21 protein-coding genes and 1 tRNA gene are annotated in these 22,441 nt (G+C 70.3%); 14 read left to right on the top strand and 8 right to left on the bottom strand.

Annotated features, from left to right (window positions below; genetic code table 11):
- Positions 1 to 150 precede the first annotated feature (150 nt).
- The gene (locus LNW72_RS20930) at positions 151 to 588 is read right to left on the bottom strand and encodes a helix-turn-helix domain-containing protein (protein WP_250976805.1); all 438 of its coding nucleotides are present in this window, start codon (positions 586 to 588) and stop codon (positions 151 to 153) included.
- Between the two features lie 136 nt (positions 589 to 724).
- Here LNW72_RS20930 and LNW72_RS20925 point away from each other — a divergent pair, with 136 nt between their 5' ends.
- Positions 725 to 1,372 carry an NAD(P)H-dependent oxidoreductase gene (locus LNW72_RS20925; protein WP_250976804.1) on the top strand — a complete coding sequence of 216 codons (648 nt, stop codon included), beginning with the start codon at positions 725 to 727 and terminating at the stop codon, positions 1,370 to 1,372.
- A 101-nt stretch (positions 1,373 to 1,473) separates the two neighbouring features.
- Here LNW72_RS20925 and LNW72_RS20920 read toward each other — a convergent pair whose 3' ends face one another.
- The gene (locus LNW72_RS20920) at positions 1,474 to 1,911 is read right to left on the bottom strand and encodes a MarR family transcriptional regulator (protein WP_250980240.1); all 438 of its coding nucleotides are present in this window, start codon (positions 1,909 to 1,911) and stop codon (positions 1,474 to 1,476) included.
- A 230-nt stretch (positions 1,912 to 2,141) separates the two neighbouring features.
- Between LNW72_RS20920 and LNW72_RS20915 the strand changes: the two genes are divergently transcribed.
- Positions 2,142 to 3,515, top strand: a complete 1,374-nt coding sequence (locus LNW72_RS20915; RefSeq protein ID WP_374117417.1) for an MFS transporter — start codon at positions 2,142 to 2,144, stop codon at positions 3,513 to 3,515.
- 88 nt (positions 3,516 to 3,603) lie between these two features.
- Here the strand turns inward: LNW72_RS20915 and LNW72_RS20910 are convergent, their stop codons facing one another.
- Together LNW72_RS20910 and LNW72_RS20905 are read right to left on the bottom strand one after the other, a co-directional pair.
- Positions 3,604 to 4,179 carry a TerD family protein gene (locus LNW72_RS20910; RefSeq protein ID WP_138351212.1) on the bottom strand — a complete coding sequence of 192 codons (576 nt, stop codon included), beginning with the start codon at positions 4,177 to 4,179 and terminating at the stop codon, positions 3,604 to 3,606.
- A 169-nt stretch (positions 4,180 to 4,348) separates the two neighbouring features.
- On the bottom strand, positions 4,349 to 4,873 hold the full coding sequence (locus LNW72_RS20905; RefSeq protein WP_250976802.1) for a PadR family transcriptional regulator: 525 nt from the start codon (positions 4,871 to 4,873) through the stop codon (positions 4,349 to 4,351).
- 148 nt (positions 4,874 to 5,021) lie between these two features.
- Here LNW72_RS20905 and LNW72_RS20900 point away from each other — a divergent pair, with 148 nt between their 5' ends.
- The 6 genes from LNW72_RS20900 to LNW72_RS20875 all read left to right on the top strand — a co-directional run bounded on the left by LNW72_RS20900 (position 5,022) and on the right by LNW72_RS20875 (position 10,866).
- Complete coding sequence (locus tag LNW72_RS20900; RefSeq protein ID WP_250976801.1) at positions 5,022 to 5,588, top strand: hypothetical protein; 567 nt, start codon at positions 5,022 to 5,024, stop codon at positions 5,586 to 5,588.
- A gap of 6 nt (positions 5,589 to 5,594) precedes the next feature.
- On the top strand, positions 5,595 to 6,944 hold the full coding sequence (locus tag LNW72_RS20895) for a carotenoid oxygenase family protein (RefSeq protein ID WP_250976800.1): 1,350 nt from the start codon (positions 5,595 to 5,597) through the stop codon (positions 6,942 to 6,944).
- A 93-nt stretch (positions 6,945 to 7,037) separates the two neighbouring features.
- Positions 7,038 to 7,760 carry an MIP/aquaporin family protein gene (locus LNW72_RS20890; RefSeq protein ID WP_250976799.1) on the top strand — a complete coding sequence of 241 codons (723 nt, stop codon included), beginning with the start codon at positions 7,038 to 7,040 and terminating at the stop codon, positions 7,758 to 7,760.
- An 88-nt stretch (positions 7,761 to 7,848) separates the two neighbouring features.
- On the top strand, positions 7,849 to 8,460 hold the full coding sequence (locus tag LNW72_RS20885; RefSeq protein WP_250976798.1) for a TetR/AcrR family transcriptional regulator: 612 nt from the start codon (positions 7,849 to 7,851) through the stop codon (positions 8,458 to 8,460).
- Positions 8,444 to 10,078: an acyl-CoA dehydrogenase family protein gene (locus tag LNW72_RS20880; RefSeq protein WP_250976797.1), complete on the top strand. Its 1,635-nt coding sequence runs from the start codon at positions 8,444 to 8,446 to the stop codon at positions 10,076 to 10,078. Before LNW72_RS20885 ends, LNW72_RS20880 begins: the two co-directional genes overlap by 17 nt.
- Positions 10,075 to 10,866, top strand: a complete 792-nt coding sequence (locus LNW72_RS20875; RefSeq protein WP_250976796.1) for a crotonase/enoyl-CoA hydratase family protein — start codon at positions 10,075 to 10,077, stop codon at positions 10,864 to 10,866. The genes LNW72_RS20880 and LNW72_RS20875 overlap by 4 nt, the downstream gene beginning before the upstream one ends.
- Before the next feature lie 107 nt (positions 10,867 to 10,973).
- Here LNW72_RS20875 and LNW72_RS20870 read toward each other — a convergent pair whose 3' ends face one another.
- Both LNW72_RS20870 and LNW72_RS20865 read right to left on the bottom strand, forming a co-directional pair.
- A complete protein-coding gene (locus tag LNW72_RS20870) occupies positions 10,974 to 12,554 on the bottom strand; it encodes a VCBS repeat-containing protein (RefSeq protein ID WP_250976795.1) in 1,581 nt (526 codons plus the stop codon).
- 252 nt (positions 12,555 to 12,806) lie between these two features.
- A tRNA-Leu gene (locus LNW72_RS20865) sits at positions 12,807 to 12,889 on the bottom strand.
- A 414-nt stretch (positions 12,890 to 13,303) separates the two neighbouring features.
- Here LNW72_RS20865 and LNW72_RS20860 point away from each other — a divergent pair.
- From LNW72_RS20860 to pknB, 6 genes are all read left to right on the top strand, one after another.
- Positions 13,304 to 14,164 carry a DUF3662 and FHA domain-containing protein gene (locus LNW72_RS20860; RefSeq protein WP_250976794.1) on the top strand — a complete coding sequence of 287 codons (861 nt, stop codon included), beginning with the start codon at positions 13,304 to 13,306 and terminating at the stop codon, positions 14,162 to 14,164.
- Between the two features lie 10 nt (positions 14,165 to 14,174).
- Positions 14,175 to 14,690: an FHA domain-containing protein gene (locus LNW72_RS20855; protein WP_250976793.1), complete on the top strand. Its 516-nt coding sequence runs from the start codon at positions 14,175 to 14,177 to the stop codon at positions 14,688 to 14,690.
- An 87-nt stretch (positions 14,691 to 14,777) separates the two neighbouring features.
- The gene (locus LNW72_RS20850; protein WP_250976792.1) at positions 14,778 to 16,247 is read left to right on the top strand and encodes a PP2C family serine/threonine-protein phosphatase; all 1,470 of its coding nucleotides are present in this window, start codon (positions 14,778 to 14,780) and stop codon (positions 16,245 to 16,247) included.
- Positions 16,248 to 16,269: 22 nt separating this feature from the next.
- Positions 16,270 to 17,652, top strand: a complete 1,383-nt coding sequence (locus LNW72_RS20845; RefSeq protein ID WP_138351201.1) for an FtsW/RodA/SpoVE family cell cycle protein — start codon at positions 16,270 to 16,272, stop codon at positions 17,650 to 17,652.
- Positions 17,649 to 19,121: a penicillin-binding protein 2 gene (locus LNW72_RS20840; protein ID WP_250976791.1), complete on the top strand. Its 1,473-nt coding sequence runs from the start codon at positions 17,649 to 17,651 to the stop codon at positions 19,119 to 19,121. Before LNW72_RS20845 ends, LNW72_RS20840 begins: the two co-directional genes overlap by 4 nt.
- Positions 19,122 to 19,299: 178 nt before the next feature.
- Positions 19,300 to 21,273 carry a Stk1 family PASTA domain-containing Ser/Thr kinase gene (gene pknB, locus LNW72_RS20835; RefSeq protein WP_250976790.1) on the top strand — a complete coding sequence of 658 codons (1,974 nt, stop codon included), beginning with the start codon at positions 19,300 to 19,302 and terminating at the stop codon, positions 21,271 to 21,273.
- 179 nt (positions 21,274 to 21,452) lie between these two features.
- On the opposite strand, the gene LNW72_RS20830 is transcribed toward pknB, so the two are convergent.
- Complete coding sequence (locus LNW72_RS20830) at positions 21,453 to 22,130, bottom strand: Bro-N domain-containing protein (RefSeq protein WP_308402145.1); 678 nt, start codon at positions 22,128 to 22,130, stop codon at positions 21,453 to 21,455.
- A gap of 45 nt (positions 22,131 to 22,175) precedes the next feature.
- Complete coding sequence (locus tag LNW72_RS41705; protein WP_308401997.1) at positions 22,176 to 22,409, bottom strand: hypothetical protein; 234 nt, start codon at positions 22,407 to 22,409, stop codon at positions 22,176 to 22,178.
- Positions 22,410 to 22,441: the final 32 nt, after the last annotated feature.

Below are 22,441 nucleotides of genomic sequence, written 5' to 3'. Positions count from 1 at the left end.
CTTCGGCCGTCGGCCGTCGGAAATCACCCGGCACCGGCCGGCCCGCCGAGACCTTCAGCTGTCCAGGCGTTCAGGCGTTCAGACGTTCAGACGTTCAGACGTTCAGACGTTCAGACGTTCAGGCGTTCAGGCGTTCAGGCGTTCAGGCGTTCAGCAGATTTCGTTCTGCTGGGGCCGGGAGGGGCTGGATTGCGCGCCCGCGCACGGCCCTTCCAGGTCGCCCGCCGCGTCGATGCCGCCCAGCAGGTACGTCTCGGCCCACAGACCCAGCTCGTGCAGGGCCGGGCCGAGACCGAGGCCGGCCTCGGTGAGCCGGTAGGTCACGCGCAGCGGTGGACCTTCGTCGACCTCACGGACGACCAGCCCGGCGTCGGCCAGCTCGCTCAGCCGGTCCGACAGCATGCGCTCGCTGATCTTGGGGAGGGATCTCCGCAGGTCGGCGTAGTACGCCGCCCGCTGGGTGAGAACGGCCACGATCAGCCCGGTCCACCGTTTGCCCAGCAGTTCGAAGACGCGCGTGAGCGCGATGTCGACGCCCGTACACACCTCGGCCCCGAGCTCCGCCTGCGCCTGCTGTCCCCGTTGCATGGGTACAGCGTACTGCCGTCCCACTTGCTACTGCAGAAAAGTAAGCTACTGTGCTATCAATAGCTACGTACGAAAGAACGCAGGCGCCCATCGCGTCGCGGCGTTCGCACCGTCTTCCGAAAGTGGAGGCATTCCCATGCCCACCTTGCTGCACATCGACTCCTCCGCCTTCCACGAGGGCTCCGTCTCCCGCGAGGTCGCCGCGACCTTCCGCAAGGAATGGGAGGCGCAGCACCCGGACGGCACCGTGATCTACCGCGACCTCGCGGCCGATCCGCTCCCCCATCTGACCGCCGACGCCATCACCGCGGCCTTCGTCCCGGCGGCCGACCACACCCCCGAGCAGCGGGCGGCCCACGCCCTGCGGGAGACCCTCGCCGGGGAGCTGGAGCAGGCCGACGCGGTGCTGATCGGCACCCCGATGTACAACTTCACGATCCCCTCCAGCCTCAAGGCATGGCTCGACCAGGTGATCATCATCGGCCGCACCGGCGGCGAGGCGTCCACGGTGGCCGGCACCCCGGTCACGGTCGTGACCGCCCGCGGCGGTTCGTACGCCTCCGGCACCCCGCGGGAGAGCTTCGAGTTCGCCTCGAACTACCTGGAGAAGGTGCTCACCGGCATGCTCGGCCTCGAGGTCGACTTCATCGTGCCCGAGCTGACGCTCGCGCATGTGAACCCGGCGATGGCCGACCTCCGCGACCAGGCCGACGCGTCGCGCGCCCGCGCCCACGAGGAAGCGGTCGCCAAGGCCAAGGCGCTCGCCGTCCGCCTGGCCGCCTGAGGCCCACGGCTCCCTCTCCCACATCCCCGCGTTACGCGCCACGCGTTACGCGCCACGCCTTACGCGCCACGCCTTACGCGCCACGCCTTACGAGCCACGCCTTACGCGTCGCCGGCCCCGCCCGATTCCGGGCGGGGCCATTCGCGTCCCTCCAGGGCCTCGATGCTGCGGTTGAACCGGGTGAGTACGTCCTCGAACTGCCCGATCTCCCGCGGCGTCCAGTCCGCGAGCACCCGGCCCAGGCCTTCCAGATGGACCGCGCGGTCGGCCGCCAGCCGGTCCTTGCCGGCACCGGTGATCCGCAGCTTCCGCGCCATTCCGCCGTCCGGATCCGCGACGCGCTCCGCCAGCCCGGCCCGCAGCAGCGCCGCCGTCTGCCGGTTGACCGTCGAGGTGTCGAGGCCGAACGCCTCCGCGAGCTGTCCGATGGACATCGCGCCGTCCGCTTCGATCCTGGTCAGCAGCAGATAGGCGGACTTCTCCAGCCGCCCGCCGGCCGGGTCCCGGCGGGCCATCACCTGGTGCCGGGCGACAAGCATCAACTCCCGTTCGAGTCGCTCCAGCACACTGCCTCCTATGTCACCGCGTCCTGCGCGCCGCGCGTATCCACGAGGTACGCAATGTGCACGATACACATCCTGTGTATCGTGCACATCAACAACTTCACCCGGAGGCGGTACACGTGCCCCAGATATCCGATCCAGCGGCCCGCGACCGGGGCGGCTCCATCGTCGTGGTGCTCGCGTTCGCGGGCATCGTCGTGGCGGTCATGCAGACCCTCGTGGTCCCGCTGATCCCCGAGCTCCCCGAACTGCTGCACGCCTCCGCCTCCGATGCCTCATGGGTGATCACCGCGACCCTGCTGGCCGGCGCGGTCGCCACCCCCGTCATGGGCCGGCTCGGCGACATGTACGGCAAGCGGCGGATCCTGCTGTTCAGCCTCGGCCTGCTGATCATCGGCTCGCTGATCTGCGCCTTCACCACCTCGCTGCTCCCGATGGTGATCGGCCGGGCCTTCCAGGGCGGCGCGATGGGCGTCATTCCGCTGGGCATCAGCATCATGCGTGACGAGCTGCCCAAGGAGCGGATGGGCTCCGCGATGGCCCTGATGAGCTCCTCGCTCGGCATCGGCGGAGCGCTCGGCATGCCGGGTGCCGCGGCGATCGCCCAGCACTTCGACTGGCACTCGCTGTTCCTGTGCTCGGCCGGGCTCGGGGCGGCGGCCGCCGCGCTCATCTTCTTCCTGGTCCCCGAGTCGGCGGTGCGCACCCCCGCACGGTTCGACTTCCCCGGTGCGGCCGGCCTCTCGGCCGGGCTGGTCTGTCTCCTGCTGGCCGTGTCCAAGGGCGGCGACTGGGGCTGGGGCAGCGGCACCACCCTCGGACTGCTCGGCGCCGCCGTACTGATCCTGCTCGGCTGGGGCACCTTCGAGCTGCGGACCACCGCGCCGCTGGTGGATCTGCGGACCACCGCCCGCCCCCAGGTACTGCTCACCAACCTCGCGTCGGTCCTGGTCGGGTTCGCCCTCTTCGCGATGTCGATCGTGCTTCCGCAGCTCTTGCAGTTGCCCAAGGCGACCGGTTACGGCCTCGGCCAGTCGATGGTCGCGGCCGGGCTGTGCCTGGCCCCCGCCGGGCTGGTGATGATCGTGATCTCGCCGCTGTCGGCCCGGATCTCGGCCGCCCGCGGCCCGAAGACCTCGCTGATGCTGGGGGTGGCGGTCGTCGCCGCCGGTTACGCCATGGGGCTGTTCCTGATGGACACCGTCTGGGAGGTCATCCTGGTATCGGCGGTCATCGGCACCGGCATCGCGCTCGCCTACGCCGCCATGCCCGCGCTGATCATGGGCGCCGTGCCGCTGTCGGAGACGGCGGCCGCCAACGGCCTCAACACTCTGATGCGGTCGATCGGCACCTCGGTCTCCAGCGCGGTCGTCGGCGTGGTGCTCGCCCATATGACGCAGCCGTTCGGCGGCGTGCCGCTGCCCACGCTGAACGGTTTCCGGGTCGCGTTCGCGATCGCCTGCGGGGCCGGCCTCGCCGCCCTGCTGATCGCCGCCTTCATCCCGGCCCGCCACGCCCGGCCGCAGGTCGCGGCCTCCGGCCCGGCCCCGGTCAGCGCGCCGGCCGACCAGCCCGCCTAGGAATCCACCGGCGGACACCGCGGACGGAACAGACGGGGAAGGGCCGCGCGACAGTCGTCGCGCGGCCCTTCCTCACATGACGCCGAGGTCAGAGGTTGACGCCGAAGTCCTGCGCGATACCGCGCAGCCCCGAGGCGTAGCCCTGGCCGACAGCCCGGAACTTCCACTCCGCGCCGTTGCGGTAGAGCTCGCCGAAGACCATCGCGGTCTCGGTGGAGGCGTCCTCGGTGAGGTCGTAACGTGCCAGTTCGTTGTTGTCCGCCTGGTTCACCACACGGATGAACGCGTTGCGGACCTGGCCGAAGCTCTGCTGACGGCTCTCGCCCTCATAGATCGAGACCGGGAACACGATCTTGTCGACCTCGGGCGGAACGGTCGCGAGGCTCACCTTGACGGCCTCGTCGTCGCCCTCGCCCTCGCCCGTGAGGTTGTCGCCGGTGTGCTCGACGGAACCGTCCGGGCTCTTGAGGTTGTTGAAGAAGATGAAGTGCTTGTCCGAGACAACCTTGCCGGTCGTATCGACCAGCAGCGCACTCGCGTCCAGGTCGAAGTCGGTGCCGGTCGTCGTGCGCACGTCCCAGCCCAGGCCGACGGTGACCGCCGTCAGTCCGGGGGCCTCCTTCGTCAGCGAGACATTGCCGCCTTTGGAGAGGCTGACACCCATGATGGACTCCCTGCTCAATCCGGCGCGGGCCGCGCCGCTTGACGATTCCTTTGCCCAATAGCTCCAACGGACACCACCCTGCCCCGGTTCCCGCCGGGCTGCCACCCTTGCGCGGCCGGTCCGGACCGGCCGCTCCGCCACTCGGCCGATCGGTGTGCCGGGCCGCGGGTCAGCGCGCGCGGTCCGCGACCTGGTCCGCGGCCCAGCGGGCCCACTCCTCCTGCATGGCGGTGAAGCGCAGCCCGTACTCCAGGGCCAGCCGGCCGTAGACGGAGGGCTGGTCGTCGCCCCAGTTCACCGCCGCCTCCAGCTCCTTCAGCGAGGCCCGGTGATCGGCGGCGCGGGACGCCTCGTTCCCGAGGTACGCGCACGCCTCCACCGGAGTGAGAACGCCCAGGAAGAAGACCCGCAGCAACGTTTCGCTGCGGCGCACCCGGTCGGGTTCCGTCTCGGTGAGCCAGTGCCGCAGCTCGGCGAGGCCTTCGTCGGTGAGGGCGTACTCCTTGCGGCCGCGCGGTCCTTCCGCGGCCACTTCCAGCAGGCCCGTATCGGCGAGACGCCCCAGCTCGCCGTAGACCTGGCTCTGGGTCGCGGGCCAGACATTGGCGAGGGAGGTCTCGAACAGCTTCATCAGGTCGTAGCCGCTGGCCGGACGTTCGACCAAGAGGCCCAGCAGTGCGTGGCGGAGGCTCATGTGTTCCATCCTACCTTCCACTCTTGACACGTCAATGCTGGACGTTCTACTTTTGACACGTCGGAAATGGAATGCCGGACCCGGACCACCATCCGGGACCACCCACCCGGACCACGAACCCGGAACCCGGACCACTGGAAGGCCTGTCATGAACTACCTGCGCGGCTTCATCCCCTGGATCGCCTTCGCCGCCGTCTCCTCGGCCGGCTGGCAGTGGGGGGCTCTCACGGGTCTCGTCCTCGGCATCTGGCTGCTGATCCAGGACCGCAAGGCGGGCATCGCCGCCGAGTCCCAGATTCTGGAGTTCAGCACGATCGCGTTCTTCGCGGTCCTCAGCGTGGTCGCCTTCTCCCGTCCGGACTCCGGCCTGGAGGACTACAGCGGGGCGCTGTCGCTCGGCTGGCTGGCCATCACCGCCTGGGCCACCCTCGCCGTCCGCCGCCCCTTCACCACCGGCATCGCGAAGCGCCAGGCCCCGCCCGAGGTGTGGAACAGCCCGGTCTTCCTCCGGATCAACGTGGTGATCACCGCCGTCTGGGCCGCCGCCTTCACCGTCACCGCCGCCGTGCTGATCCCCGTCTACGCCGCGGACCTCGGCAGCGGTGTCTCGATCCCGATCCAGGTCGCCGGCTTCGTGGTCCCCGCGCTCTTCACCGCCCGCTACCCGGACCGCGTCCGGGCCCGCCTCTCCGAGCCCGGCACGCAGGAAGGCTGACCCCGCATGACCCAGCAGCCCGCCGCCGCCCCGCATCTGTCCGGCAACTTCGCCCCCGTCGCGGAGGAACTGACCGCCTACGACCTGCTGGTCACCGGATCGATCCCGCCCGAGCTGACCGGCTGGTACCTGCGCAACGGCCCCAACCCGCAGGACGCCGCCTCCCCGCACTGGTTCTTCGGCGCCGGAATGGTGCACGGCGTCCGCCTCGAAGGCGGCCGCGCCACCTCGTACCGCAACCGCTGGGTCCGTACCTCGACCTTCACCCACGGCGCCCGGATCTATGACGACCAGGGCAATCTGGATCTCACCGCCGGCCCCGCCAACACCCACATCGTCCGGCACGCGGGCCGCACCCTCGCCCTGGTCGAGGCGTCGTTCCCGTACGAGATCGACTGCCGCCCCGGGCATGAGCTGGAGACCGTCGGACCGTACGACTTCGGCGGCCGGCTCGACACCCCGATGACCGCCCACCCCAAGACCTGCCCGACCACCGGGGAGCTGCACTTCTTCGGATACGGCGGGCTCACCGCCCCGTACCTCACGTACCACCGGGCCGACGCCTCCGGCGAGCTGGTCGTCAGCCGCCCCGTGGACGTCCCGGCGCACACGATGATGCACGACTTCCATCTCACCGCCTCCCACGTGGTGTTCATGGATCTGCCCGTGGTCTTCAACCTCCAGGAGGCCATGCGCCCCGGCGGCGGCATGCCGTACCAGTGGGACCCGGCCTACGGCGCCCGGCTCGGCGTGCTGCGCAGGGACGATCCGTACGGCGCCGTCCGCTGGTTCCCGATCGACCCCTGCTACGTCTTCCACGGGCTCAACGCGTACGACGAGGGTGATGGCGACCGGATCGTCCTGCACGTCACGCGCTATCCGCACCACTACGCGCCGGATCTGGCCCACCGGCCCGCCACCTTGTGGCGCTGGACGCTGGACCTCGTGACCGGCACCGTCGCCGAGGAGCAGATCGACGACCGGCCGTGCGAGTTCCCCCGGGTCGACGACCGGCTCGCCGGCCGGCCGGCCCGGTTCGGCCATGTCACCACCGCCGAGGGGCTGGGACGCGGGCCGGTGGCCGGCGCCCTGGTCCGCTACGACCTGCGGACCGGCGGCGTCAGCAGCCATGAGTTCGCGCCCGGCCGCACCCCCGGCGAAGCCGCCTTCGCCCCGGCCGACGACCTCGCGGGCGGCCCCGGCTGGCTGCTCACCTATGTGTACGACGCCGGCACCGGCACCAGTGACCTGGTGATCCTGGACGCCGAGCACCTCGCCGCCCCGCCGGTCGCGACCATCCATCTGCCCCAGCGGGTGCCCTACGGATTCCACGGCAACTGGCTTCCCGACCAGTGAGCGACCCGCCGGAACCAGCCGGTGGCGATACCGAACATGTCTCATTTCCAGTATACGGAAACAATATTCCGATACAGGCCTCAGAATCTGGGTATGCAGACACAGGCCGTTCCGGCGCGGGAAGCCACCCGGCCGGCTGTCCCGCCCCTCAGGAGAGCCGCCGCCGAACTGGTCGGCACCGCCGCCCTGGTGGCCGTCGTGGTCGGCTCCGGAATCCAGGCCACCCGCCTCAGCCAGGACGTCGGGGTGCAGCTGCTGGCCAACGTGCTGGCCACCGCCCTGGGACTCTGGGTGCTGATCACCCTTCTCGCCCCGGTCTCCGGCGCGCACCTCAACCCCGTGGTCACCCTCGCCGACTGGTGGACCGCACGCGGCGGCCCGACCGCGTACGGCGCCCGGACCGTGGCCCTGTACGTCATCGCGCAGACCTCCGGCGCCATCGCCGGATCGGTGCTCGCGGACGCCATGTTCGACCGCCCGCTGATCAGCTGGTCCACCCACGACCTGTCGGCGGGGCATCTGCTGCTGAGCGAAGTCGTCGCCACCACCGGGCTCGTGCTGCTCGTCACCGGCCTGGTCCGCAGCGGCCGCACCCAGCTGGCACCCGTCGCCGTCGCGACCTATATCGGCGCCGCCTGCTGGTTCACCTCCTCCAGCTCGTTCGCCAACCCCGCCGCCACCGTCGGCCGCTCCTTCAGCGACACGTTCACCGGAATCGCCCCCGGCTCACTGCCCGGCTTCATCGCCGCCCAGCTGACCGGCGCCGTCCTCGGACTGGCCCTGGCCACCGCGCTCTTCACCCCGAAGAAGCCCTGAGAAACCCGGCAGCAGCCCGGCCGAAGCGTCCCAGAACCGTCAGGACCGGGTCTTGATGAAGAACTGAATCACTGCTTCACTCCTACGTATGCCCTACCGCAGGACCCCCACCATCCAGGCGCGCCTCGACGCCCAGCGCGACGCCGTGCTCCACGGAGCGGTGGAGCTGCTCGCCGAACGCGGCTACGCCGCCTGCTCGGTGGCCGCGGTCGCCGAACGGGCCGGTATCGCGGCCGGCAGCGTCTACCGCTCGTTCCCCAGCAAGGCCGAGCTCGTCGCGGAGCTGTTCCGGGTGGTCTGCGGCCGGGAGGTCGAGGCCGTCCGGGCCGCCGCCAACCGGCCCGCCGACCTGCACGGCCGGGTCGCCGCGATCATCGAGACCTTCGCCGGACGGGCCCTGAAGTCACCGCGGCTGGCCTACGCCCTGCTCGCCGAGCCGGTCGACGCCGCCGTCGACGCCGAACGGCTGATCTTCCGCCGCGCGTTCCGCGATGTGATCGCGGAACAGATCGCCGCCGGCGTCGCCTCCGGACGGCTGCCGGCCCAGGACCCCCATCTCACCGCCGCCGCCCTGGTGGGGGCCGTCGGAGAAGCCCTCGTCGGCCCGCTCGCCGACGGCGGCGCACCCGACGACCTGATCCCCGCCCTCGTCTCCTTCGCCCTACGCGCTCTGGGAGGACGCAATGCCGCAGACTCATGAGGTCACCAACCAAGCACCGCCCCTGACCGGCCACGACGTCGCCGCCGACGCCACCCTCATCGAGGGTCTGCACCGCCAGGGCGCCGGCTGGTCCGAGGACTCGCTGCACACCCTGGGAACGCTCGCGGGCACCGAACACGCCCAAGAACTGGGCCGGTTGGCCAACGAGAACGAACCGGTGCTGCGCACCCACGACCAGTACGGCAACCGCATCGACGAGGTCGAGTTCCACCCCGCCTGGCACGAACTGATGGACACCGCCGTCAGCCACGGCCTGCACGCGGCCCCCTGGCGCGACGACCGGCCCGGCGCCCATGTCGCCCGCGCCGCCAAGCTCTACGTCTGGGGCCAGGTCGAGCCCGGCCACATCTGCCCGGTCTCCATGACGTACGCCGCCATCCCCGCCCTGCGCGCCAACCCCGCGCTCGCCGCCGCGTACGAGCCGCTGCTCGCCGCCCGCGAGTACGACTTCGGGCTCCGCGCCCCGGCCGGCAAGCGCGGCCTCATCGCCGGTATGTCGATGACCGAGAAGCAGGGCGGCTCGGACGTCCGCAGCAACACCACCCGGGCCGTGCCGTCCGGCGGCGAGGCCGGCACGTACACGCTGACCGGCCACAAGTGGTTCACGTCCGCGCCCATGTCGGACCTGTTCCTGACCCTCGCCCAGGCCCCCGGCGGCCTCTCCTGCTTCCTGCTGCCGCGCGTCCTCCCCGACGGATCCCGCAACCGCATCCAGCTGCAGCGCCTCAAGGACAAGCTCGGCAACCGCTCCAACGCCTCCGCCGAGATCGAGTACGACGGTGCCCTCGGGTATCTCATCGGCGAGGAGGGCCGCGGGGTCCGCACCATCATCGACATGGTCAACCTGACCCGTCTGGACTGCGTCCTGGGCGCCGCCACCGGTATGCGCGCCGGCCTGATCCGGGCCGTCCACCACACCGCGCACCGCTCGGCGTTCGGTGCCCCGCTCATCGACCAGCCGCTGATGCGCAACGTCCTGTCGGACCTCGCCGTGGAGTCCGAGGCCGCCACCACCGTCGCGATCCGGCTGGCCGGCGCCACCGACCGCGCGGCGCGCGGCGACGCCGCCGAGGAGTCCTTCCGCAGGCTGGCGCTCGCCGTCACCAAGTACTGGGTGTGCAAGCGCGGTCCCGTGCACGCCGCGGAAGCCCTCGAATGCTTCGGCGGGAACGGCTACATCGAGGAGTCGGGCATGCCGCGCCTCTACCGCGAGGCTCCGCTGATGTCGATCTGGGAGGGTTCGGGCAACGTCTCGGCGCTCGACGCGCTGCGCGCGATGGCCCGTCAGCCCGACTCCGTCGAGGCGTTCTTCGCCGAGACCGACCTGGCGGCGGGCGCCGACCGGCGGCTGGACGCGTCCGTGGCGGAACTCAAGAAGGAGCTCGGCGACCTCACCGACCTCGAATTCCGCACCCGGCGCATCGTGGAGTCGATGGCGCTGGTCCTGCAGGGCTCGCTGCTCGTCCAGTACGGCAGCCCCGCTGCCGACGCCTTCTGCGCCTCCCGGCTCGGCGGCGACCACGGCCGCGCCTTCGGCACCCTCCCCGCCGGCACCGACACCGCACCCCTCATCGACCGCGCCCGCCACCTCCTGTGACCGCACCCGAAGACGCCGCCGACGCCCCGGTCCGCGTCGAGCGCGACGGCCCCGTCACCACCGTCGTCCTGAACCGCCCCGGGGCGCGCAACGCCGTCGACGGCCCCACCGCCGCGGCCCTGGCCGCCGCGTTCCGGGACTTCGACGCCGACCCCGACGCCGCTGTCGCCGTCCTGTGGGGCCAGGGCGGCACCTTCTGCGCCGGCGCGGACCTCAAGGCCGTCGGCACCGACCGCGGCAACCGGGTCGCCGAGGACGGCGACGGCCCGATGGGACCCACCCGGCTGCGGCTGTCCAAACCCGTCATCGCCGCGATCAGCGGCCACGCCGTCGCGGGCGGACTGGAACTCGCCCTGTGGTGCGATCTGCGGGTCGCCGAGGAGGACGCCGTCCTCGGCGTCTTCTGCCGCCGCTGGGGCGTTCCGCTGATCGACGGCGGCACCGTACGGCTGCCCCGCCTCATCGGCGAGAGCCGGGCGATGGACCTGATCCTGACCGGCCGCCCGGTACCCGCCCCCGAGGCCCACGCCATCGGCCTCGTCAACCGCCTGGTACCCCCCGACGAAGCCCTGCGGGCCGCCCGCGAACTCGCCGCCGACATCGCCCGCTACCCGGCCGCCTGCATGCGCGCCGACCGCGAGTCCGCCCGCACCCAGGCCGGCCTCCCCGAACCCGAAGCCCTCCGCCAGGAACTCCACAACGCCTCCGCCGCCCTCGCCGGAGTAACCGAAGGCGCCCGCCGCTTCACCTCCGGCCTCGGCCGCCACGGCGACTCCGCCACCATCTGACGACCTGCCCACCCGCTCGCCCGGTCGGGCACCGAACGGCGTCTGCCGCGCACCCCGAGAGGTGCGCGGCAGACGGCTGCCCGCAGGCGTTCCGGCAGGTGGTGCGGTCAGTCGGCCGAGACGACGGTCGTCCAGTCGAGAGCGCCGTGCGCGCCCGTCGCGGGTGCGAAGCCGCCGCCCCTGAGCCCGGCGAAGAACTTCAGGGTGCCGCGCTTGTCGGCCGCGTAGAGGTCGGCGACACCGTCACCGTTGGCGTCCCCTGCGCTGAGGATCCGCGGGTAGGCCGCGGCGGTGAATCCCCTGCCGAACGCCTTCCAGGCCGAAGGGGCGGCGATCGTCCCGTCGGCGTTGCCCGCCGCGAGGGTGATCCTGCCGGACACGTCGTCCCGGAACAGGATGTCCACGATGCCGTCGCCGGTCACGTCACCAGGGGTGATGACGGTGCGGTTCTCCAGGCCGGTGGCCAGCACGGTGGGGGTGATCGATCCGAAACCCGGGTCCCACCGCAGCAGTCGGCCGTTCTCCACGGTGAGCAGATGGCCGTCCCCGCTGCCGTGGAGGAGCTGCGTGGCGCCCTTCCAGCTGGTGCCGTCGGCCCGGGTCCACTTCCCCAGTCGCTGCGTGCTCTGGTCGAAGTCACCCAGACCGTTGTTGCTGTACGCCGTCATGTACCCGGTGTCGCTGACCCTGAGCAGGTCCTGGTAGCCGTCCCAGTCCGAGTCCCCGTTCCGCAGCACGGCACCCGGTGCCCATGCGCTTCCGGAGTCGGCGTACGTCACCGCCTTCTTCAGCGTGCCGTCGCCCTTCCCGTACAGGACATACAGCTTGCCGTCCGCACCGATGGCCAGCAGGTCGGGATGCGCGTCGCCGTTGAGGTCGCCGAAGTGGTCCTGCTCGGCGGCGGACGACACCATGAAGGTGTACTGCGCGTCCTCCGAGAGGTTCCCTGCCCGGTCCACCGTCCGGACGTTGAGCCAGTTCGTCCCCCACTGGGTGGGCGTCAGCTTCACGGTCGCCGTGCCGTGCGGACCGACCGGTACCGACGTGGCACCGATGCTGGGCACGGCGCCGTTCAGCGCGTACTCGAACCGCACGGCGTCGGCCGCGGCCGGCCCGGACACCTTGAAGGTGAAGGCACCCGTGGTGCGGACGGGCGGCGCCGGAGTCGTACCGCCGGACGGCGGGAACACCTTGGACTTCACGACCGGCACGGCGGGCCGGGTGTGGTCGGCGATGAAGTGGCAGCCGGCCGACCAGTCGGAGACCCCACCGTCCGAGGCCGTCTCACGGACCTGCCAGGTGTACGTCACCCCGTCGGTGAAGTCGGCGGCCGGGAGCTGCAGCCGGCGCAGGCCCCCGCCGTACCCGGTCTGCGTGTAGTCGTACGGCGCCGAGCCGTCGCCCGGCTGGATGAGGAACTCGGTGGTGTACGTGACCGTCGACTTGCCGTTCGATGTCGCCGAGAACGTGACGCCCGTGTTTCCGATGTATCCGTAGGGCGCGGTGGCCCCGCAGGCGTCACCCCCGCCCGACGGGGACGGGGTGGTGGCGGGTCCGCTCGGTGCCGGGACCGGTGCGGCGTCCTGGGCGGCCGCCGGGGTCGTGGCTGCCGCGGCGGCGAGCAACGCCGCGGCCGGAACAACGGCGAAGCGCCACCGTCCGGGCAGCCTTCGGTGCATCACGGTCATGAATCCCCCCTCGGGATCCGGCGCGAACGCCGGTGAACGTCCGGTGATCGTCGGTGACGACACCGGCGCTGAATCTACGCGGGGGGTCCGACAACGCCAACGGGGTTCTGGGGATGGCGGAACACGAGGCGGGGCCGCTCAGGAGTGACGAGCGTCACCCGGGCCACGTCCACGAAACAACCGGCCAACGAAAAACGGCCCCTCCGAGCGACTTTCGTCACTCCGGAGAGACCGTTCAACGGTTCTACTCTGTGCGCGAGGGGGGATTTGAACCCCCACGTCCCGAAGGACACTGGCACCTGAAGCCAGCGCGTCTGCCGTTCCGCCACTCGCGCAATAAGTGGCGCCGGTCGATGCTCCTTCACCCTCCGGACCGTGGTCCGGGCAGTGCGGGAGCGCCTTCCGACTCGAGAAGATTAGCACGGCGGCAGGGGTGGAATCACACCCGTTTCCGCCCGCCCACCGGGGCGGACACCGCCCGGCGCCTGAGCCCGCCCGGGTGCCGGCCTCCGAAGCCGTCCGCGCCGTGTACCCCGGCCCCCACCGGGCAGGGTTCACCGGAGAGCACCGCGCTGTACGGCCGCGCCCCCGGTTGCGGGACACTGGACAGGAGCCGCATCTACCATCCGAGTGGACCGTGTGAGGGTTGACACTGCCCCGTCCCACGGGATCGGGGAACCAGCCGTTTTCCCGGCGCGTGGATACGATCAGTAAGCAGTATCGGAAGAGCCCGAGGAGGGAGGTGCCCCATGGGAGTAATGAAGCGCTTCGAGCAGCGTCTCGAGGGCTTTGTGAACGGCACCTTCGCCAAGGTGTTCAAGAGCGAGGTCCAGCCGGTCGAGATCGCGGGCGCGCTCCAGCGTGAGTGCGACAACAACGCCACGATCTGGAACCGCGACCGCACTGTGGTGCCCAACGACTTCATCGTCGAGCTGAGCACGCCCGACTTCGAACGGCTCAGTCCGTACTCCGTGCAGCTCGGCGAGGAACTCGCCGGCATGGTGAAGGACTACGCCAAGCAGCAGCGCTACACCTTCATGGGCGGCATCAAGGTCCACCTGGAGAAGGCCGACGACCTCGACACCGGCCTGTACCGGGTGCGCAGCCGCACGCTCGCGTCCAGCGAGTCCCAGCAACCGCAGCCCCACCAGCAACAGCCGCCGCAGCCGATGCAGCGGCACGAGCCGCCGCGCGCCGCGGCGCCGTATCGTCCCTCGGGACCGCCCCCGATGCCGGCGGGGCCGCCTCCGGGCGGACGTGCCGGCGGACCGGCGCCCGTGACGCGGCTGCCCGGCGCCGGATCGCCGCAGGGCGGTCCCGGCGGCGGCGCGGTGCGGCGCTGGATCGAGATCAACGGCAACCGGCACCAGATTTCCCGGCCGACGCTCGTTCTCGGCCGCAGCACCGAGGCGGATGTCAGGGTCGACGACCCCGGCGTCTCGCGCCGGCACTGCGAAATCAGGGTCGGATCGCCTTCCGTGGTCCAAGACCTCGGATCAACAAACGGCATTGTGGTGGACGGGCAGCACACCTTGCGCGCTACGCTCCGCGACGGCTCTCGCATCGTCGTCGGGAGCACCACCATCGTGTACCGGCAAGCCGAAGGGTGAAGCGGGGGCAATGTCAGAGCTGACCCTGACGGTCATGCGGTTGGGTTTCCTCGCCGTACTGTGGCTGTTCGTCATCGTCGCGGTACAGGTCATCAGAAGTGACCTGTTCGGGACCCGGGTGACCCAGCGCGCGGCACGGCGCGGGGCCGACCCGTCCCGCCCGCCGCAGCAGCGCCAACAACAGGCGCAGAACCAGCGGCAACAGCCGCAGAACAACCGACAGCGCCGTGGCGCCCCGACCAAGCTGGTCGTCGCCGAGGGCTCGCTGACGGGTACCACGGTCGCGTTGCAGGGCCAGACCATCACGCTCGGCCGGGCGCACGACTCAACAATCGTGCTCGACGACGACTACGCGTCCAGTCGGCATGCCAGGATCTACCCGGACCGGGACGGCCAGTGGATCGTCGAGGACCTCGGATCCACCAACGGCACTTATCTGGACCGGAATCGGCTGACCACGCCGACCCCGGTGCCGATCGGCGCGCCGATCCGCATCGGGAAGACCGTCATCGAGCTGCGGAAGTAGTCGCACAATGGGCGAGCGGAGCCAGCGAGCGCGAGCGAGAGGGTGGGCAGCGTGCGGATGTACCCGGAGCCGACGGGCGAGGTGCGCATGACTCTGAGCCTGCGTTTCGCCGCCGGTTCGCACAAGGGCATGATCCGGGAGGGCAACGAGGACTCCGGCTATGCCGGTCCGCGCCTGCTCGCGATCGCCGACGGCATGGGCGGCCAGGCGGCCGGTGAGGTCGCCTCGTCCGAGGTGATCTCCACCATCGTCACGCTCGACGACGACATTCCCGGTTCCGACATCCTGACGTCGCTCGGCACCGCCGTACGGCGCGCCAACGACCAGCTGCGCGTCATGGTCGAGGAGGACCCGCAGCTGGAGGGCATGGGCACCACGCTCACCGCTCTGCTGTGGACCGGGCAGCGGCTCGGCCTCGTCCACGTCGGCGACTCCCGCGCGTACCTGCTCCGCGACGGTCTGCTCACCCAGATCACGCAGGACCACACCTGGGTGCAGCGGCTCGTCGACGAGGGCCGGATCACCGAGGAGGAGGCCACCACCCACCCGCAGCGCTCCCTGCTGATGCGCGCGCTGGGCAGTGGCGAGCACGTGGAGCCGGACCTGTCGATCCGCGAGGTGCGGGTCGGCGACCGGTATCTGATCTGCTCCGACGGGCTGTCGGGCGTCGTCAGCCACCAGACCCTCGAGGACACCCTCGCGGGGTACCAGGCACCCAACGAGACCGTGCAGGAGCTGATCCAGCTCGCGCTGCGCGGTGGCGGCCCCGACAACATCACCTGCATCGTCGCCGACGTCCTGGACGTGGACGACAGCGACACGCTGGCCGGACAGCTGAACGACACCCCGGTGGTGGTGGGCGCCGTCGCCGACAGCCAGCTGCCGCTCTCCGACCCGCGGCACCTGCAGACCCCGGCCGGCCGTGCCTCGGAGCTGGGCCGGACGCCCCCGCCGCAGCAGACGGGCCCCGCGGGCTCCTTCGGCCCGCCCGGCAGCGGCGATCTGACGATGGCCGGCGCGGCCCCGATGGGCTCCTTCGGCGCGTTCGACGACGCGGAGCTCGACAAGCCGGTCAAGAAGCGCAAGTGGCTCAAGCGCTCGGTGATCCTGGTCGTCATCCTCGGCGTCCTCGGCGGCGGCCTGTACGCCGGCTACCGCTGGACGCAGACCCAGTACTACGTGGGCGCCAAGGACCAGCACGTCGCCGTCTACCAGGGCATCGACCAGAAGCTGGCGTGGATCAGCCTGTCGAAGGTCCATCAGGACCGCCCCGAGATCGAACTCAAGTACCTGCCGGCCTACCAGCGCGACCAGGTCGAGGCCACGATCGCGCTGAGCAGCCTCGGCCAGGCCACCGACAAGGCCGACGAGCTGGCCAAGCAGGCCGACGTCTGCAAGAAGGTCGAAGCGGGCAAGACCAACGCCGCGAAGGCCAAGGCCGCCGCGAAGGCGGCCCAGGACAAGCTGAACAAGCCGACCGGCGCGGTCCCGACCCCTGGCCCCACCCTCTCGCCCGACGAACAGAAGCTGGCCCCGCAGTGCGGCACCCAGCAGTAGTACGAGGAGGGGGCAGCTCTTCATGAGTGCCAGCAACACCAGCACCATCTCTTCCGTCGGCGCACCCAGCCGGCGCAACACCGAGCTCGCGCTGCTCGTCTTCGCCGTGCTGATCCCGGTCTTCGCGTACGCGAACGTCGGCCTGGCCAAGGACGGCTCGCTGCCCGCCGGCCTGCTCGCCTACGGCCTCGGCCTCGGCCTGCTCGCGGGCATCGCGCACCTCATCGTGCGGAAGTTCGCGCCGTACGCGGACCCGCTGATGCTGCCGATCGCGACGCTGCTCAACGGCATGGGCCTGGTGTTCATCTGGCGGCTGGACCTGGAGCCCTCGCTGGGCAAGGCGATGGCGCCGACCCAGCTGATGTGGTCCACGCTCGGCGTCGCGCTCTTCGTCGCCGTGCTGGTCGTGCTCAAGGACCACCGGATCCTGCAGCGCTACACCTACATCTCCATGGTGGTGGCGCTGGTCCTGCTGATCATGCCGGTGTTCTTCCCCGGCATCAACGGCGCCAAGATCTGGGTCACCATCCCGGGTGTGGGTTCGCTGCAGCCCGGTGAGTTCGCGAAGATCATCATCACCGTCTTCTTCGCCGGCTACCTGATGGTCAAGCGGGACGCGCTCGCGCTCGCCAGCCGCCGCTTCATGGGCCTGTACCTGCCGCGCGGCCGCGACCTCGGACCGATCCTGGTGCTGTGGGTGCTCAGCCTGCTGATCCTGGTCTTCGAGACCGACCTCGGCACCTCGCTGCTCTTCTTCGGCCTGTTCGTGATCATGCTGTACGTCGCCACCGAGCGCACCAGCTGGATCGTCTTCGGCCTGGTGCTGTCGGCCGCCGGCGCGGTCTTCGTCTCCACCTTCGAGCACCACGTCAAGGACCGCGTCGACAACTGGCTGAACCCGCTCGCGCTGGTCAACGGCGGGGTCACCGAGACCGCCCAGACCATGTACGCGTTCGGCTCCGGCGGCATGTTCGGCTCCGGCCTGGGCCAGGGGTACTCCCGGCTCATCGGCGGCATCGCCCCGAAGAGCGACTACATCCTCGCCACCGTCGGCGAGGAGCTCGGCCTGGCCGGCCTGATGGGCGTCCTGCTGCTCTACGGGCTGCTCATCGAGCGCGGTGTCCGCACCGCCCTCGCGGCCCGCGACCCGTTCGGCAAGCTGCTCGCGATCGGCCTGTCGGGCGCCTTCGCGCTGCAGGTCTTCGTGGTCGCCGGCGGCGTCACCGGCCTCATCCCGCTCACCGGTATGACCATGCCGTTCCTCGCCCAGGGCGGTTCTTCCGTCATCGCGAACTGGGCGCTGGTCGCGATCCTGCTGCGCATCAGCGACACCGCGCGCCGCCCGGCACCCAGCCCCGCCCCGTCAACCGATGCCGAACCGACCCAGGTGGTGCGCACCCAGTGAACAAGCCCCTGCGACGGGTCGCGGTCTTCTGCGGCCTGCTCGTCCTCGCCCTGCTGATCCGCGTCAACTATGTGCAGTTCGTCACGGGTGACGAGCTGGCGAACGACAAGCACAACCGGCGGGTGAGCATCAACCAGTTCGCCCAGCCGCGGGGCGACATCATCGTCGACGGCAAGTCGCTCACCGGCAGCGTCGAGACGCCCGGCAGCGACTTCAAGTACAAGGCCACCTTCAAGGACGGCCCCATGTGGGCCCCCGTCACCGGCTACGCCTCGCAGGCGTACCAGACGACGTTCCTCGAAGGCGTCTACGACAAGTTCCTCACCGGCAACGACGACCGGCTCTTCTTCAACCGCACCATCGACATGCTGACCGGCAAGGAGAAGCAGGGCGGCAAGGTCATCACGACCCTGAACGCCAAGGCCCAGCTCGCCGCGTTCACCGGCCTCGGCAACAAGAAGGGCGCGGTCGCCGCGCTCGACCCCCGTACCGGCGCGATCCTGGCGCTGGCCAGCACGCCCTCGTACGACCCGTCGACCTTCGCCGGCTCCTCCACGAAGACCGACCAGAAGAACTGGCTCGCCCTGCAGAAGGCCAACAACCCCGACGACCCGATGCTCAACCGGGCGCTGCGCCAGGTCTACCCGCCCGGCTCGACGTTCAAGGTCGTCACGGCCGCCGCGGCGCTGGAGAACGGCGACATCAGCAAGATCACGGACATCGACGCGCCGACCGACTCGCCGCTGCCCTACAAGCTGCCGCAGAGCTCCAGGAACCTGGAGAACGAGGGCGACCTGCCCTGCAAGAACGCCTCGCTGCGGGTGGCTCTGAAGGTGTCCTGCAACACCGTCTTCGGTCACATCGGTGACGTGCTCAAGAAGGACAAGATGCGCGAGCAGGCCGAGAAGTTCGGCTTCAACCAGGAGATCATGACGCCGGTCCGCGCGGACGCCAGCGTCTACTCCAAGGAGATGGACGCGCCGTCCAACGTGCTCTCCGCGATCGGCCAGTACAACACCGCGGCCACCCCGCTGCAGATGGCCATGGTCGCCGCCGCCATCGCCAACGACGGCAAGCTCATGCAGCCGTACATGGTGGACAAGCTGCAGGCGCCGAACCTGAACGTGATCGAGCAGACGAAGCCCCACGAGTTCTCGCAGCCGGTGTCGGCCGCCAACGCCCAGAAGCTCCAGCAGATGATGGAGACCGTGGTCAAGGAGGGCACCGGCACGAACGCCCAGATCGACGGCGTCACCGTCGGCGGCAAGACCGGCACCGCGCAGAACGGTGTCGGCAACAGCAAGAACCCGTACGCCTGGTTCATCTCCTACGCCAAGACCGCCGACGGCTCCCCGGTCGCCGTCGCCGTCGTCGTGGAGGACTCCGACGCCTCCCGTGGCGACATCTCCGGTGGTGGCCTGGCCGCGCCGATCGCCAAGAAGGTCATGGAGGCCGTACTGAACAAGTGACACGGGACGCGTGACGCACGTCACCCACCGGGCAGTTTCCTCCCCATAACCACCCCATCGCCGCTCGTGGCGATACCGGTCGGATATCGGGACCCGGTCAGGTCCCGGATCCATCGAGCGTGCCGGGTACCGTATGCCCGAGCATCCACAGGGCACGGTTAAGGGAAGGGCAAGAGCTATGGAAGAGCCGCGTCGCCTCGGCGGCCGGTACGAGCTGGGTTCGGTGCTCGGCCGCGGTGGCATGGCCGAGGTGTACCTCGCCCACGACACCCGGCTCGGCCGCTCCGTCGCTGTGAAGACGCTCCGGGTGGATCTCGCCCGCGACCCGTCCTTCCAGGCCCGGTTCCGCCGTGAGGCCCAGTCGGCCGCCTCCCTGAACCATCCGTCGATCGTCGCCGTGTACGACACCGGCGAGGACTACGTCGACGGTATCTCCATCCCGTACATCGTCATGGAGTACGTCGACGGCTCCACCCTCCGCGAACTGCTGCACTCCGGTCGCAAGCTGCTGCCCGAGCGCTCGCTGGAGATGACCGTCGGCATCCTGCAGGCCCTGGAGTACTCGCACCGCGCCGGCATCGTGCACCGCGACATCAAGCCCGCGAACGTGATGCTCACACGCAACGGCCAGGTCAAGGTCATGGACTTCGGCATCGCCCGCGCCATGGGCGACTCCGGCATGACGATGACGCAGACCTCCGCGGTCATCGGCACGGCCCAGTACCTCTCCCCCGAGCAGGCCAAGGGCGAGCAGGTCGACGCCCGCTCCGACCTGTACTCGGCCGGCTGCCTGCTGTACGAGCTGCTGACCGTGCGGCCGCCGTTCGTCGGCGACTCCCCGGTGGCCGTGGCGTACCAGCATGTGCGCGAGGAGCCGCAGCCCCCGTCGAACTTCGACCCCGAGATCACGCCCGAGATGGACGCCATCGTCCTCAAGGCGCTGGCCAAGGACCCGGACTACCGGTACCAGTCCGCCGACGAGATGCGTGCGGACATCGAGTCGTACCTCGACGGGCAGCCCGTGGGCGCGACCGCCGCCATGGGATCCGTCGGCTACGGCGGGTACGGCGGCGGCTACGGTGACGGCGCGGCGACCACGGCGCTGCCCCCGCAGAACCCCGCGACCTCCATGCTTCCCCCGGTCCGCGACGACGACGGGGGCTACGGCTACGACGACCGCCCCGACCGCCGCCGGCAGAAGAAGAACCACACCTCGACGGTGCTGCTGGTACTGGCCGGCATCCTCGTCCTGGTCGGCGCGATCTTCCTCGGCCGGGCGCTGTTCAGCGACAAGGGCGCGCCGGATTCCCTCACGGCCCCGAACCTCGTGGGGAAGTCCTTCGCCGACGCCCAGAACGCGGCCGCCAACGTCGACCCGTCCATCAAGGTCGTCAAGGGCGACACCAAGTTCTGCGAGGCGCAGCCGGCGAACGCGATCTGCGACCAGCTGCCGAAGGCCAACGACGCGCTCGCGGCCGACAAGACGATCACGGTCTCCATCTCCAAGGGCGTGGCCCCGATCCCCGTCCCGGACGTCGTCAACGACAAGTTCGAGGACGCCAAGAAGTCCCTCGAGGACAAGGGATTCCAGGTCAAGGAGGTGACCGAGACGTCGAACACCAAGGACGACGGCACGGTCACCAAGCAGGACCCCGCGGGCGGCACCCTCAAGCCGAAGGACACGGTCGTCACGCTGACCGTGGCCAAGAAGCCCGAGGAGATCACGGTCAAGGACGTCACGCAGATGCCCCTGGCCCAGGCGAAGCAGACGCTCATCGACCAGGGTCTGAAGGTGCGGACCCAGGACGAGGAGTCGGCCGACAAGCCGGTGGGCTCCATCATCCGGCAGGACCCGGCGGGCGGCAGCACGGCCCAACCGGACCAGACGGTCACCCTGTTCATCGCCAAGGCGCCGCAGCAGCAGAACCTCACCGTCCCCGGCGACCTGGTCGGCAAGACGCTGAAGGACGCCAAGGACCAGCTGGCGGGCATGGGCCTGAAGGTCCAGGTCCTCGGCCCGAAGAAGGACGACGCCGTCGTCGCCCAGTCCTTCCCGCAGCCGAACCAGCCCGTCCAGCAGGGCGGCACGGTCCAGCTCTTCACCACCGGCGGAACCGGCAACGACAACAACGGCGGCCTGTTCGGCAACTGACGGCCCGCCGGGTAGAACCGGAAGTACGAGCACGACGAAGGGGCCACGGACATCCCGTCCGTGGCCCCTTCGTGTGACACAGCGCCGGAACATCCGCGAACCGCCGATGAGGGTCAGTAGTCTGCCTGCCGGGGGCCGCCGCAACTTCGGTTTGCGACGGCCCCCACCTTCGTTCCCGGCTACTGCCGGTTCAGCGCATAGACCGGCGCCCCCTCGTGAGTCCCCCCGAGCGAGCGGATGCAGGCGTGCTTGCGCATGAACCGCAGACACTCGTTGACCCGATGGACCGTCAGGCCGGTCCGCGCCGCGATGGTCTCCAGCGACTGCCGGATCTCCCCGTGCTCAGCCAGCACGGGAGCGATGGCGATGGCCACCGCCCAGACGTCCTCCGTCACGGAGAGCCGCGATTTCCAGTCCGCCAGCACGGATTCCGCCGTGAGCCGGGGCGGCTCCGGCACCGCGGCCGGAGCCGGCTGCGCCTGCCGGGCGAGCATGGCGTCCAGCGTGTCACCGATCCGGTCCATGGCACGGACCAGCCGGTCCTGCGACCGCGCCATGTCCCGGCGCGTCTCCTGCGCCTCGCGCTGTGTGGTGAGCAGCGCCTCGTCCAGCCGGAGGTTGTGCTCCTCCAGCCGGACGATCGCGTCGGCGACGTCCCCCGGCATCGCGTAGGCGGTCGGGGCGCCGGGCGCGGTCGGCTGGATCTCCGCCTTGTCCAGGGAGTACGAACCGTCCCGTTGGACGGCGACGACGACCTCCGCCACCCACTGCTTGAACGGCTCGGACTCCGGCTTCGTGCAGGCGTTGACGAGCCGGACCAGACCCTGGAGATTCACCAACTTCATGTGACTCTTCAGCCCGTGAGCTGCGAACTTGCGTGAACCGTCTGCTCCGGAGACGGTTCACGCAAGTTCCGCCACCGTGGTCGCGCATGTTGCGGGGACGTGCATGCCGAGCGCCTGCCGCGTATTGGTGTACCCCAGATTCACCGCGACATCGACCGCCGGGAACCAGTGGGTTCCGTCCGGCATGGTCAGCCGGCGGACGCGCGACCCCGTCGCCACGTAGACGAAGTCGTTGACATCGATGGCGTCCTGCTGAGCCGCCGTGGCCGGCAGCTTGATGTGTTCGCTCATACGAACCACCTCCTGGGCGGAACGTAGAACGG

It is taken from the genome of Streptomyces sp. RKAG293, from assembly GCF_023701745.1.
Classification (GTDB): domain Bacteria; phylum Actinomycetota; class Actinomycetes; order Streptomycetales; family Streptomycetaceae; genus Actinacidiphila.
Note: the sequence above shows the minus strand (reverse complement) of the source record. Positions and strands in the feature narration are given on the sequence as shown.

Bases quoted from the DNA above. Each gene is read 5' to 3' on its own strand.
- LNW72_RS20885 (WP_250976798.1), top strand. From the start codon at position 7,849: ATGCCCTACCGCAGGACCCCCACCATCCAGGCGCGCCTCGACGCCCAG.
- LNW72_RS20920 (WP_250980240.1), bottom strand. From the start codon at position 1,911: ATGCTTGTCGCCCGGCACCAGGTGATGGCCCGCCGGGACCCGGCCGGC.
- LNW72_RS20860 (WP_250976794.1), top strand. From the start codon at position 13,304: ATGGGAGTAATGAAGCGCTTCGAGCAGCGTCTCGAGGGCTTTGTGAAC.
- LNW72_RS20925 (WP_250976804.1), top strand. From the start codon at position 725: ATGCCCACCTTGCTGCACATCGACTCCTCCGCCTTCCACGAGGGCTCC.
- pknB (WP_250976790.1), top strand. From the start codon at position 19,300: ATGGAAGAGCCGCGTCGCCTCGGCGGCCGGTACGAGCTGGGTTCGGTG.
- LNW72_RS20890 (WP_250976799.1), top strand. From the start codon at position 7,038: ATGCAGACACAGGCCGTTCCGGCGCGGGAAGCCACCCGGCCGGCTGTC.
- LNW72_RS20915 (WP_374117417.1), top strand. From the start codon at position 2,142: ATGCAGACCCTCGTGGTCCCGCTGATCCCCGAGCTCCCCGAACTGCTG.
- LNW72_RS20905 (WP_250976802.1), bottom strand. From the start codon at position 4,873: ATGAGCCTCCGCCACGCACTGCTGGGCCTCTTGGTCGAACGTCCGGCC.
- LNW72_RS20845 (WP_138351201.1), top strand. From the start codon at position 16,270: ATGAGTGCCAGCAACACCAGCACCATCTCTTCCGTCGGCGCACCCAGC.
- LNW72_RS20870 (WP_250976795.1), bottom strand. From the start codon at position 12,554: ATGACCGTGATGCACCGAAGGCTGCCCGGACGGTGGCGCTTCGCCGTT.
- LNW72_RS41705 (WP_308401997.1), bottom strand. From the start codon at position 22,409: ATGAGCGAACACATCAAGCTGCCGGCCACGGCGGCTCAGCAGGACGCC.
- LNW72_RS20880 (WP_250976797.1), top strand. From the start codon at position 8,444: ATGCCGCAGACTCATGAGGTCACCAACCAAGCACCGCCCCTGACCGGC.
- LNW72_RS20930 (WP_250976805.1), bottom strand. From the start codon at position 588: ATGCAACGGGGACAGCAGGCGCAGGCGGAGCTCGGGGCCGAGGTGTGT.
- LNW72_RS20850 (WP_250976792.1), top strand. From the start codon at position 14,778: ATGACTCTGAGCCTGCGTTTCGCCGCCGGTTCGCACAAGGGCATGATC.
- LNW72_RS20855 (WP_250976793.1), top strand. From the start codon at position 14,175: ATGTCAGAGCTGACCCTGACGGTCATGCGGTTGGGTTTCCTCGCCGTA.
- LNW72_RS20910 (WP_138351212.1), bottom strand. From the start codon at position 4,179: ATGGGTGTCAGCCTCTCCAAAGGCGGCAATGTCTCGCTGACGAAGGAG.
- LNW72_RS20900 (WP_250976801.1), top strand. From the start codon at position 5,022: ATGAACTACCTGCGCGGCTTCATCCCCTGGATCGCCTTCGCCGCCGTC.
- LNW72_RS20895 (WP_250976800.1), top strand. From the start codon at position 5,595: ATGACCCAGCAGCCCGCCGCCGCCCCGCATCTGTCCGGCAACTTCGCC.